Source organism: Alloalcanivorax venustensis ISO4 (assembly GCF_015356855.1).
Lineage (GTDB): Bacteria > Pseudomonadota > Gammaproteobacteria > Pseudomonadales > Alcanivoracaceae > Alloalcanivorax > Alloalcanivorax venustensis.
Window position 1 is genome coordinate 1 of sequence record NZ_ARXR01000029.1, and the last position, 11,863, is coordinate 11,863.

An 11,863-nucleotide genomic window follows, 5' to 3' on the forward strand; every position below is an offset into this window, starting at 1 on the left:
GCTAAAGCGCGATGAACCAAAAAAAAGCCCCGCCGAAGCGGGGCCGCAGACCGGGGTGACCCGGAAGCATACGCAGCGGGGCGTGACGCCCCGAAGCCATAATGCCCAAAGCCGGGCCCGCCGCTGTTGATCCAGATCAGATAGCCGGCATCCCAGGCGCGCTTGACCCGGCCCGCAGGGTGCCACTGTGGTCCGGGTCAAGCGCGGCACCGGGGAAGGCCCCACACTGCCGGCATGGCTGACCAAACCGCTCTCACCCGCAACCCCACCGCCCGGGCGCTGACCGCGTCCCTGTTTCCCGCCGGCCGGACCCTGCCGGCAGCGGACGCCGAGGCGCTGCTCACCCGTGTCGGCGAGCATGCTTTGCTGGCGCGGGCGCTGCGGCTCGGGCTGCTGTGGCTGGACGCCCGCCACCTGCTCCGCCATGGCCGGCGTTTCCACCGTGGCGACACGCCCCACCGGGCCCGTTTTCTCGACCGGCTGTCCCGCACCCCGGTGTCCGGTAAGCTCTTGCGCGCCGTGAGCCTGCCGCTCAAGGCACACTATGTGTTTGACCGCGACGTGGAAGCGCGCACCGGCTGCCGGCCACCGGTGCAGGTGCCCAGCCAGGTGGAACATTTCCGCTGGCAGCAGCAGATCACCGCCGCCGGGGATTGCGCCGAGGATATGGAACTGGAAGCGGACGTGGTGGTGATCGGCAGCGGCGCCGGCGGCGCGTCGGCCGCCTACGAGCTGGCCAGCCGCGGCCTGGCCGTGGTGATCGTGGAAGAGGGCCAGTACTACGACCGCTCCCATTTCAACTGCCGGCTCACCGAGGTGATTCCCAAGCTGTACCGGGCGCTGGGCAGCAACTGCGCCACCGGCAACGCCATTATTCCGGTGCCGGTGGGCCGCAACGTGGGCGGTACCACCACCATTAATTCCGGCACCTGCATGCGCACCCCGGAGGAGGTACTGGCCGACTGGCAGGCCCGCGGGCTGGGCGACTTCAGTGCCGAAGCGATGACGCCCTGGTTCGAACAGGTGGAAGAGGTGCTCAAGGTGCAGGCCGCCAAACCCGAACATGTGGGGGCCATCGGCGACGTCATCGATCGCGGCGCCGAGGCGCTGGGGTTCCAGCAGCGCCACCCGCTCAACCGCAACGCCGAGGGCTGCGACGGCCAGGGGCTGTGCCAGTTCGGCTGCCCCACGGACGCCAAGCAGTCCACCAACGTGAGCTACATACCCCGGGCGCTGGACCGCGGCGCCTTCCTGTTCTCCGGGTTCCGGGCGGAACGCCTGCACTGGCACGGCGACCGGGTCACCGGCATGACCGCCCGGGGCCGCAACCGGGACGGCCGTTCGGTCCGGTTAACGGTGAAAAGCCGCGCCGTGGTGGCCGCCATGGGGACCTTCTTTACACCGCTGTTCCTGCGTGACCAGGGCATCCGCAACCGCCATCTGGGCCGCCACCTCACCCTGCACCCGGCCGGCGTGGTCAACGCGATTTTCCCGGACCGGGACTTCGCCAACAGCCGCAGCATTCCGCAGGGCTTCGGCGTCACCGATTGGGGCAAGCAGGGTTTGATGTTCGAAGGCGGCAGCGTGCCCCTGGCGGGACACAGCCTGCTGAACAACCTTTACGGCGAGGACTGGGTGCGCTTCACCGAGGACTACCAGCAGACCGCCTACTTCGGCTTTATGATCCGCGACACCTCCCAGGGGCGCGTGCGGCGTGGGCCCCACCGGGACTGGCCGCTGATCCGCTACCGCATGAATGACCGGGACTTCGCGCAGTTTCTGCGCGGCGTGGACACGCTGGCGCGCATCTACTTCGCCGCCGGCGCCCGCGAGGTTCTGGTGCCGGGCCTGGACGGCCTTCAGCGCCTGCATAGCGTGGCGGAGCTGGAGCGCTTTCTGGCCGGCCCGCTCAAACCCCGCGACTTTCTGATCACCGCCTATCACCCGCTGGGCACCGCGCGCCTGGGGCGGGACCCGGACGACGGCGTCTGCGATGCGCAGCACCGGGTCCATGGCCGCCAGGGCCTCTATGTCATGGACGGGTCGGCGGTGCCTTCCAGCCTGGGCGCCAATCCCCAGGTCACCATCATGGCCCTGGCCGGCCGGGCCGCGGCCCGGTTGGCCGACCATCTACAGGAGCACCAAGCATGACACTGGGACTACTACTCAAGGAATCCATGAGCGGCTGGCTGGCTCTGGACAGCGACGGCGTCGAGCGTCCGTTCAGCTTTACGATTCGCGCTTTCACCACGCGCATCTTCAGCCTCGGCGCGCCGCGCTATTTTCGCGGCACCGCGCGCCTCGGCGATCATCAATGCCCCTGCGAGGGCGAATTGAGAATCCGCTTGAGCGGGCCCCATTACTGGCTGCACTTCCGTCACCCGGAGCTGGGCGAGCTCTACGCCGAGGGACAAAAGCAATACGGTCAGGGCGGCTGGATTCAATCCCTGATCACCTGCCCGCTCACGGTCTACCAGGCGGACCGGCCGGTGGGCAAAGCCCGGGTGGCGTACCGGGACAGCATGCTGGCGTTCCCCTTCAAGGCCCTGCGGCTGGTGGACGAGCGCCACGCGTATCAGGATGCGGCATCATGATCCCGTTCCACGGCAACCAGTACCCGGGCCAGGGCGGGCACTACGAATCCTGGTTCGTGCGCGCCAACGCCCCCTACCGCCGGCGCGCGCTGTGGATACGCTATACCCAGTTCATCGCCGCCGACGGCGGGCGGCGCCTCGGCGAGATCTGGGCGGTCTGGTTCGACGGCGAACACCAGGTGGCGGTGAAGGAAGAGTTTCCTCTGGCGCACTGTCTGGTGGCCGCCGACCGCCTGGCGGTGGAGATCGGCGACAACCGGCTGGAACCGGGCAAGCTGCACGGCGGCGCCTCGCTCGCCGGCCACCGCATCGAGTGGGATCTGCGCTACCAGGGCGGCCAGGAGCCGCTGCTGTTGTTGCCAGAAGACCGCTACCGGGCCGGCTTTCCCAAGGCCAAGTCGCTGGTCAGCCGGCCGGCGGTGCGTGTGTCCGGCCAGGTTCGGGTGGATGGCGACGCCATGCAGCTGGAACACTGGCCCGGCAGCGAAAACCATAATTGGGGAAAGCGCCACACCGACCAGTACGCCTGGGGCCAGGTGGCCGCCTTCGACGGCCGCCCGGACGCCTTTCTCGAGTGCGCCACGGCACGGGTCTGGTTCGGGCCCGTGCCCACGCCCTGGCTGAGTCTGGCGGTGCTGCGGCTGGACGGGCGGACTTACGCTTTCAACCGGGTCGGCCAGGCGCTGCGCTCACGGGGTCGCTACCGGTTCTTCCAATGGCGGCTCGAGTGCCGTGCCGGTGACAACCAACTGCGGGTGGACATCGACGCGCCGCGCGAGGCCTTCACCGCCCTCACCTACTACAACCCGCCGGGCGGCGATAAAACCTGTCTTAACAGTAAACTGGCCCGCGCGCGGGTGTCGGTGATCCGCTCGGGCCATGAGGAGGTGTTGCACAGCGAGCACGGCGCCGCTTTCGAGATTCTCACCGACCGCGACGATCACGGCGTGCCGATCAGCGTCTAGGCGAGATCTCTTCCAGGAAACCGAGGATTTCCCGGTTCACCTCGGAGGCCTGCTCCATTTGAATCCAGTGGCCGCACTGGTCGAGCACCACGGTGCGCAGGTCCGGCACATAGTCGGGCATGCGCGTCAGGGCTTTTTGCCCGAACAGCAGCACCGGGTCCTGCATGCCGCCGAGAAACAGGACCGGCGCCGTGATGGTCCAGTTGTCGTCGTCGCGGCTCTCTTCCCAGGACGCGTCCATGGCCCGGTACCAGTTCAGGGCCCCGGTGAAGCCGGTCTTTTCAAAGCGGGCCACGTAGTAGGCGAGATCCTCGTCGCGCATCCAGCGCGGCGGTGAAGGCGGCGGTTGCATGGCCTGCAACACCCCGGTGCTGTCCGGCGCCACGGAAAAATCCTCGATGCCATCCGCGGAGAGGCTGTGGAACATGCGCCGCAGGCTGTCCTCCACATCGGCTTCCAGCTCCTGCTCCGGGGCTTGCGGGCGCTGGAAGTAGAGCATGTAGAAGAAGTGATCGCGGAACAGGTCGCGCATCGCTTCGGTGGGCGGCTTCGGCGACGGGCCGCCGTACGGCACCGACAGCCCCACCACGGCGGCGACCCGCTCCGGATGGCGGCGGGCCACCTGCCAGGCCAGGGCGCAGCCCCAGTCGTGGCCGATCAGCACCGCCTGGTCGGCGCCCAGAGCATCGATCAACGCCACCACGTCGGCCACCAGCCGGCTTTGCCGGTAGGCGTCCACCTCGGCGGGGCCGCCGGTTTCACCGTAGCCGCGCAGGTCCGGGGCCACCGCGTGGTACCCGGATTGCGCCAGCGCCGGCAGCTGATAACGCCAGGAGGCCCAGCATTCCGGGAAACCGTGCAGGCAAAGCACCAACGGCGCCCCGGGTTCGCCGGCCTCGGCGATGAAGAAGTCCATTCCATTGGCGCCCAGGCGCCGTTCGCGGATAAATGCCATGTCGTGTTCAGTCTTCGCAGATGGTGGTTAAACGTCTGGTTTCCCTCGGGCCAGTCTGGCAATGTGACACTGGATACTGTTCCTGACAAGAGCCTCAAGCTCCCATGCCCGCATCACCTGCCAACCAGCCGAAAGCTTCCTGGAAAGCGCGCTTTGACGCCTTGATCCAGCCCTATATTCCGGAATATTTCCCGGTGGCCTGGAAGATGGGTCTGTCGATCTCGGCGCTGATCCTGATCGGTATGACATTGCTGGCGTTCATTCTGCTTAACAATCAGCTGCAGCGTATGCGCAACCAGGCGGACAGCTTCGGCAACGCCATCGCCACCCAGCTGGCGCATACCGCCCGCGAACCGCTGCTTGCCGAGGACCGCTTCCTGCTCAAGGTGCATATCAACAACCTGGTGCGCAGCGACAGCATCGCCGGCGCCGCGCTGTTCAACCGGGAGGGGCAGCCGATCGATCAGGCCGGGGTGCAACCGCCGGCCAGCGCCCCGTCCTCGACGGAAGTGCGCCGCTGGGGCGGGCTCGGGGAAAACGCCATGAGCACCTACTTCGCGCCGGTGCGCGTCAACGATAACCTGGCAGGATCGGTGGCGGTGACCCTGTCGGACCGCTCCATCACCCTGGCCCAGCGCGAGGTGCGCAACACCCTGATCACCGCCACCCTGGCGATGGGCGTGCTGGCGATCATCGCCTCCTTCCTGATCAGCCGGCGGCTGGCGCAGCCGATCCGCAATCTGCTCGCCGCCACCAGCGCCATGCGCAAGGGCGACCTGCAATACCGGATCCAGGAACGCCGCAATGACGAGATCGGCCATCTGATCGAGGCCTACAACGGCATGGCCCACGGCATGCTGGAGAAAGACCAGGTGGAGCGCGTGCTGCAGCGTTTCGTGAGCCCTTCGGTGGCGCGCAAGATGATGGCCAACCTGGACCAGGTCACCCTGGGCGGGCGCGACGTCACCGCCACGGTGGTGTTCGCCGACATCGTCGGTTTTACCCGGCTCTCCGAAAGCCTGGCGCCGGAGGCGGTGGCGGACATGCTCAATGTCTACTTCGATGCCATCAGCGCCGCTTCCGATTTCTACCGGGGCACCATCGACAAGTACATGGGCGATTGCGCGATGATCGTATTCGGTGTGCCCGAGGAGGATTCCGAGCACCTTTTCCACGGCCTGTGCTGCGCGGTGATGATCCAGCGCCTGGTGACACGCCTCAATGAATACCGTGACGCGCGCGGCCTGACCACCGTGGAATTCCGCATTGGTATGAATTCCGGGGCGATGCTGGCCGGCAATCTCGGTTCCAGGGAACGCATGCAGTACACGGTGGTGGGCGACACGGTGAACCTGGCCTCGCGGCTGTCCAACATGGCCGGCGCCGGCGAGATCATCGCCGCCTCGACAATCATGGCGGATCCCAATATCGGCTCCCGGGTGCGCGCCACCGAGTATGGCGCCATGCGGGTGCGCGGCCGCCAGGAGCCGGTAGGCACTTTCCGGGTGGACGGCGTGCACGCCCTGTCGGAAACGCTGATGGAACAACGCATTGCCCAATTCCTTGCCGAAATCAGCGCGGAGGCCGACCGTGAATCCTCTTAAGCGGGGCACCTGGCGGGCGACGCTGGGCCTGGGGGCGGTATTGATACTGCCCGGCTGCGCCTCATTGCTGCCGTTCTCGGATCCCGCCGACCGGGTGGGTGACGCGCTGCAGGAGCACCGCTACCGGGACGCCCTGGACATCATCGACCGCACCGACCAGAGCCATCCCCAATACGGCCTGCTCACCGAGCAACGCCAGGGGGTGCTGCAGGCAAGCCGGGAATACCGCCAGGAAAGACTGGCCCTGGCCCGGGATCTGTCGGCCCGGGAAGACTGGGGGCAGGCGTATCAGCTGCTGGAGGATACCGGCGACCGCGTGGCGGAACCGGAACCGGTGAACTCTCTGCTGGCGCAATTGCGGGAGCGCGAGGCACGGGCGCTGCGCGAACGCCTTAACCAATGGTATCTGGCCCAGGCGAAGGCGCTGCTGGACACCGATGAGCTGGACCGGGACCTGGCCCACCATGATGACCGCCGGGCGGCGAGAATTCTGGATCAGCGCGCGCGGCTGCGCCAACAGGTGAGCGACGGCCTCACCGAACTGGGCGACGCCTACGCCGACCAGGCGCTGTGGCGCCAGGCACTGGTCTCACTGGAGATGGCACAACGGCTGACGCCGGACCGCAGCCAGCCGGCCTCCTTGAAACGCGCGCGCAAGACCCTCGACAGCGCCCGGGACCGGGCGCGGGACGCCCGCCAGGAAACCCGCTTCCAGCACGCTGAAGCGCTGATTTCACAGTATCAACAAACCGGCCGTCTGGAGGACCTGCTGGCCGCCCGCACTTACCTGGCGCAGCACGATGGCGGCTACCTGGACACCATGCGCGAGCAAGTGAAGCGCTGGTCGCGGGACCGCTTCGCCCGGACCATGGCCCAGGGGGAAGCGCTTTACGCCAAGGGCGAATACCGGGCCGCCCACCAGCTGTGGCAGCGGGTGGCCCCGCTGGACCCGGACAACGTGGAATTACAGAAAAAACTGGAGCGCAGCGAGCGGGTGATCAGAAACCTGGAGTCCCTGAACACCCCCTAGCGGCCGCCGGCTAGCACCAGGGCGGCCGGCACTGACCGGAGGGCCTGGCCTCCGTATCGGCCTGCGAGGCCGCTACGGTCGATTCCTCAACCGGCTGCGGGGCCGCTGGCGCGGGCGCCGGGGCCGGTTCAACCGGTTGTGGGGTCCGGGTGGCGGACGGCTCGCGGGCCTCGTCTTCCGCCTTGTCCGCGTCCTCATCACGGGCGGCGGGCGCCTCTTCCTGCCCGGGCACCACGCCCTCGGTATCGGTCACCGGCCCGGAGGTGGGCGGCGTGGCGGAATCCTCTTCGCGTTTTTCCTGCTGCGCCTTATAAGCCCGCTCGTAATCATCGGAAACCGGTGAACGCCCTTCGAACAGATTTTCCAGCTTCACCGGCAGCGGGAACTGAACCTCGCGCACCAGTTCGCCGTCATCGTTGACCCGGAACTGCATGGCGGTGACGCCCATGTATTTCTCGCGGGTCATGTCCACCAGCCGGTCGTTGTTCGCCAGCACCGTGGGCTTGATGAACACCATCAGATTACGTTTGACGTGGCTCTCGGAGGTGGAGCGGAACAGGAAGCCCAGCAGAGGGATATCACCGAGCAGCGGCACCTTGCGGACGGTCTCCTGAACGTCGTCGGAAATCAGGCCGCCGAGGGCGATGGTCTCACCGTCGTCCGCCAGCACCGTGGTGTTGAGCTGCCGCTTGGTGGTGACGATGTCCACCGCTTCACCAACCGAATCCTTCACCGCCGAGGTTTCCTGCTCAAGCTCCAGGCGGATGGTGTTCAACCCGGCCACATGGGGCGTCACCTTCAACGTCAGGCCCACATCCTCGCGCTGGATGGTGGTGAACGGGTTGGACACCCCGGAACCGGTGCTCGAGGCCTGCCCGGTCACGAACGGCACATTCTCGCCGACGATGATCGAGGCTTCCTGGTTATCCAGAGTGAGAATGCTGGGTGTCGACAGCAGATTGGTGTTGGTGGTGGACGCCAGCGCCTGCACCAACGCGCCCCACTCCAGATCGCCGTCGGCGTCGGTTTCACCGAAGCCGGCAGCAATGCCGTCACCCAGGGTGATATTGGAAGGGTCCTCGGTGATCACCGCCTGCAGCAGAGACTGCACACTGATGCCGGAGCCACCGAAGTTCACCGCGCCAACCCCGTTTTCCAGATCGCCGGCCAGGTACTGGAAGCCCAGGTTGTTGGCTTTATCGCCGGTCACTTCGACGATCGCCGCCTCAATCAGGATCTGGGCGCGCCGCACGTCCAGCTGGCTGATCACCGATTGCAGTTCTTTCATCATTTCCGGCTCGGCGCGGATCACCAGAGCGTTAAGGGACTCATCCGACTGGATCGAGACCCGGCCTTCGCCATCGGAGGCACGCGAAGCAGAGGCGCCACCTTCATCACCACCCTGGCGAACCGCCGAGGCACCGGCGGCGAAGTTCTTCAGCAGTTCCGCCATTTTTTCCGAATCACCATGGCTGAGCCGGACCACCTGCACGCCGCCGGCGGCGCTGGAGGGGCTGTCCAGTTGCTGGATCAGCGGCATCAGGCGGGCGCGGGTGCCGCGGTCGCCCTTGATAATCAAACGGTTGGTGCGCTCATCGGCGACCATGGTGGCGCCGCCCTGGGCGCCCCGGCGCCGGTTGTTAGCGGCCGGGTCCGAGGTGGTCAGTTCTTCCAGCAGCGACACCATATTGCCGGCGAACGCGTGCTCCAGCTGAACGATTTCAACCTCGTCGCTTTCAGCGTTGTCGAGGCTGTTGATAATGGCGCGCATGCGCTGAATGTTGTCGGCATGGTCGCTGATAATCAGCGCGTTGGCGGATCCCACCGCCGCCAGGTGACCGTACTGCGGCACCAACGGGCGCAGCACCGGCACCAGTTCCTCAACCGGAGAGTTGTCCACCGCGATCACCTGGGTGATCAACTCTTCACCGTCCACGCTGCCCGCGTTGGCGGTCAGCGGCAGGTTGCTCTGCTTGGCGGTGGTGTTGGTGACGATCTTGATCACGCCACCGGACGGCACTGCGGCGTAACCGTGGACCTGAAGCACCGACAGGAACAGCTCATAGACTTCGTCGGAGGTCAGTGGCTGGTTGGAAATGACAGTCACGTCACGGGCGCGTACCCGCGGGTCGACGACAAAGTTCTTCCCGGTCATCTCCGCGACCTGGTTGATGAACGCCTGAATGTCCGCGTTGCGGATATTCACCGTCCAGTTCTTGCCATCGCCGGACTGCTCCACCTGAGCCTGCTGCTGGGCATGGGCGCCGAGAGCCAGGCTCAGCGTTAGCACTGCGATTATTGTTTTCAGGGCCGACTTCATAGGCTTCTCACGGTGGATAGTTCACGGTAAATTCCTGTTCGCCGCGCTGCACGACTATGGATGCGGCCTGACTGTCCAGATAGGACTGCAATGCCGCCAGATCACTCTCTTCATCGCCAAGCGGGTAGCCGTTCACCGAGACCACCACGTCCCCCTGATTCAGCCCCACTTGTTCAATTAACTGCTTGGGCGCCTGCTCGCCGATTCTATACCCCTCGGTGCCGCCCTCACTGACCGGCTGCAGCCCCAGTTGCCGGATCAACGCGGTGCGCTGCTGGGCCAGATCGGTTTGCGGGCTCGGCGCCTGTGTCTGCGGCGCCGGCTCGTTCACCTGCGTCACGCCACCGCCGGACAGCCCTTTGATTTCGTTCAGGCGCAACGTTTCCAGGCGCCCCTGCCGCCGCAGGATGACGCGGTCGGCGTAGATGTCTTCCAGCTCAGCATTACCGGGAATCGCGTCACCAATATGAAACAGTTCCGCGTCCTTGCCCTTTTCCGCGATGATCGCGGACGACTGGTCCCGGTCGCGGGTCTGGAACAGCCCCAACAGCTCCAGACTTAAACGGGTGTCCGGCGCATCCACCGGCCGGTCATCCTTGGCGCCGGGCTCCGCCTGGTAGACACCGAAAAGATTCCAGCTTTGCACCTGGGAGGAAGAAATCTCCGAGTTACCCTGCTGGGAGCCGGCCACCGCAACCTGCTTAAGATCGGATTCGGGCACGCTGTCCCGGGGGCCGTACCAGAGCATCCAGACGGTGCGGGCAATCACATAGGCGAGAAACACCACCAACAAAAGAGCCAGAATGGCACGCAGCCAACGCTCCCCTTTTTGTCGGTTTCCCCTCCGGGCCCACTGAATCATAAAGCCATCAATCCTGTTTATCGTTATCCCGGCCCGCCGGCATCGAATCCCGAGTATAGAGAGCCGACCGTCCCTGGCCAATTTATACACGGTCTTTCCGACCGTTTGTTATGCAGAGGCGCTCAGCCCGGCCGCCCCAGGGTCAAAGGCCGGCGCATGCGGAAGACCACATCGGAAGGGTCCCCACCCTGGCTGACGCCCAGCAATTGCGGCCAGGCCCGGCGCACCTGCACGCTCAATGTCTTGTCTTCCAGGCTCGCCAGAACCAGCTGCTGCTGCTCGGGGCCGGTCACGGTAAGCCGGGGGCCGCTCTCCGACATCGTCAGCCGGCCGTCCAGGGGCGGCACCCTGGCCGAGCCGTCGCGACCCCAGCTCACCGTGCCGCCGCTGTAATCAAGCGTCCCTTTGGCATCGACCACGTTCTCATCGACGAGTTCCAATACCAGCAAGGAAAGTGACACGGTACCATCGGCATCGCCTTGCGGCACCTGTCGGCTGACCATGGCCACCGGCACCTGCGCGCGCCACTGCTCCAGACGCCAGTCGCCCCAGGCGGCGCCCAGCCAGCCGCGCGCCTGCAACTCGCCGGCGGACAGGGACAAATCGACCCCGGGGGTCAGGCCGTGCCAATTCAGTTCCCAGCTCAGAAGACCCTGCTGATCACGCCAGCGCGCCCGGACGTCGGCGTCCCACCAGGGGCCGCGAGCGTCGGACAACACCAGCGGCGCGCCACCGGGACGCAACGCCGGCACTTTGTCGATCACCAGCGCCGCCGGCATCAGAGCCACTAAAAAAACCACCAGGCTGGCGACAAACACCGCCCCCAAAGCGAACCAGCGCATCACAGCCCCACGTTAGAACGGAATATCGTCGTCGAAATCATCGGCCGGGCCGCTGAAACCACCGCCCTGCTGGCCACCGGCCGGCTTGGCGCGTTGATCACCACCGCCCTGCTGACCCCCGCCCTGCTGACCATAGTCGTAGTCCTGGTTCTCGTAGCCGGTGGGCTGGCCGCCGCCCTGGTTCTGGTAGCCGCCGCCGTCACCGCCGCCGCCACGGCCGTCGAGCATCTGCATCTCATTGGCGACGATTTCCGTGGTGTAGCGGTCCTGGCCGTCCTGCCCCTGCCACTTGCGGGTGCGGATGGAACCTTCCACGTACACCTTGCTGCCCTTCTTGAGATACTCGCCGGCGATCTCGCCGAGCTTATTGAAGAACACCACCCGGTGCCATTCGGTGCGTTCCTGCTGCTGACCGGTCTGCCGATCCTTCCAGGTTTCGCTGGTCGCCAAACGGATGTTGGTGACCGCGCCGCCGCTGGGCATGAACCGGGTTTCCGGGTCGGCGCCCAGGTTACCGATCAGAATGACTTTATTGACGCCTCTCGCCATGGCTGTTCGCTCCCTCTCTCTGTAACGGCCTATAACGGCACGTCTCTAAACGACTGATATATCAATGGGACGGCACCGGCGGTGCCGGTGCGGTAAAAAGCAGACCGGTTATTGTGGCAGCTTTGGCCGCGCTTGAAACCCC

10 protein-coding genes are annotated in these 11,863 nt (G+C 66.0%); 5 read left to right on the forward strand and 5 right to left on the reverse strand.

Annotation, left to right across the window (positions count from 1 at the left end; genetic code table 11):
* The first annotated feature begins 234 nt into the window (after positions 1–234).
* From ISO4_RS13465 to ISO4_RS13475, 3 genes are read left to right on the forward strand one after another with little or no spacing between them, the layout of a single operon-like run.
* Positions 235–2,151: an FAD-dependent oxidoreductase gene (locus ISO4_RS13465; protein ID WP_194856568.1), complete on the forward strand. Its 1,917-nt coding sequence runs from the start codon at positions 235–237 to the stop codon at positions 2,149–2,151.
* Complete coding sequence (locus tag ISO4_RS13470; protein WP_194856569.1) at positions 2,148–2,594, forward strand: hypothetical protein; 447 nt, start codon at positions 2,148–2,150, stop codon at positions 2,592–2,594. The genes ISO4_RS13465 and ISO4_RS13470 overlap by 4 nt, the downstream gene beginning before the upstream one ends.
* Positions 2,591–3,559: a hypothetical protein gene (locus ISO4_RS13475; protein WP_194856570.1), complete on the forward strand. Its 969-nt coding sequence runs from the start codon at positions 2,591–2,593 to the stop codon at positions 3,557–3,559. The genes ISO4_RS13470 and ISO4_RS13475 overlap by 4 nt, the downstream gene beginning before the upstream one ends.
* Here the strand turns inward: ISO4_RS13475 and ISO4_RS13480 are convergent.
* A complete protein-coding gene (locus tag ISO4_RS13480) occupies positions 3,549–4,514 on the reverse strand; it encodes an alpha/beta fold hydrolase (RefSeq protein WP_194856571.1) in 966 nt (321 codons plus the stop codon). The two genes, ISO4_RS13475 and ISO4_RS13480, sit on opposite strands and share 11 nt — an antisense overlap.
* A gap of 104 nt (positions 4,515–4,618) precedes the next feature.
* Between ISO4_RS13480 and ISO4_RS13485 the strand changes: the two genes are divergently transcribed.
* Both ISO4_RS13485 and ISO4_RS13490 read left to right on the forward strand, forming a co-directional pair.
* A complete protein-coding gene (locus ISO4_RS13485) occupies positions 4,619–6,118 on the forward strand; it encodes an adenylate/guanylate cyclase domain-containing protein (protein ID WP_228548132.1) in 1,500 nt (499 codons plus the stop codon).
* On the forward strand, positions 6,105–7,148 hold the full coding sequence (locus ISO4_RS13490) for a hypothetical protein (protein ID WP_194856572.1): 1,044 nt from the start codon (positions 6,105–6,107) through the stop codon (positions 7,146–7,148). Before ISO4_RS13485 ends, ISO4_RS13490 begins: the two co-directional genes overlap by 14 nt.
* 10 nt (positions 7,149–7,158) lie before the next feature.
* Here the strand turns inward: ISO4_RS13490 and gspD are convergent, their stop codons facing one another.
* From gspD to ssb, 4 genes are all read right to left on the reverse strand, one after another.
* Positions 7,159–9,468, reverse strand: a complete 2,310-nt coding sequence (gene gspD / locus ISO4_RS13495) for a type II secretion system secretin GspD (RefSeq protein ID WP_194856573.1) — start codon at positions 9,466–9,468, stop codon at positions 7,159–7,161.
* Positions 9,469–9,475: 7 nt separating this feature from the next.
* A complete protein-coding gene (gspC, locus tag ISO4_RS13500) occupies positions 9,476–10,330 on the reverse strand; it encodes a type II secretion system protein GspC (RefSeq protein ID WP_194856574.1) in 855 nt (284 codons plus the stop codon).
* Positions 10,331–10,452: 122 nt separating this feature from the next.
* Positions 10,453–11,172 carry a type II secretion system protein N gene (gene gspN, locus ISO4_RS13505; RefSeq protein ID WP_194856575.1) on the reverse strand — a complete coding sequence of 240 codons (720 nt, stop codon included), beginning with the start codon at positions 11,170–11,172 and terminating at the stop codon, positions 10,453–10,455.
* Positions 11,173–11,184: 12 nt separating this feature from the next.
* On the reverse strand, positions 11,185–11,721 hold the full coding sequence (ssb, locus tag ISO4_RS13510; RefSeq protein WP_142949686.1) for a single-stranded DNA-binding protein: 537 nt from the start codon (positions 11,719–11,721) through the stop codon (positions 11,185–11,187).
* Between the last annotated feature and the right edge of the window lie 142 nt (positions 11,722–11,863).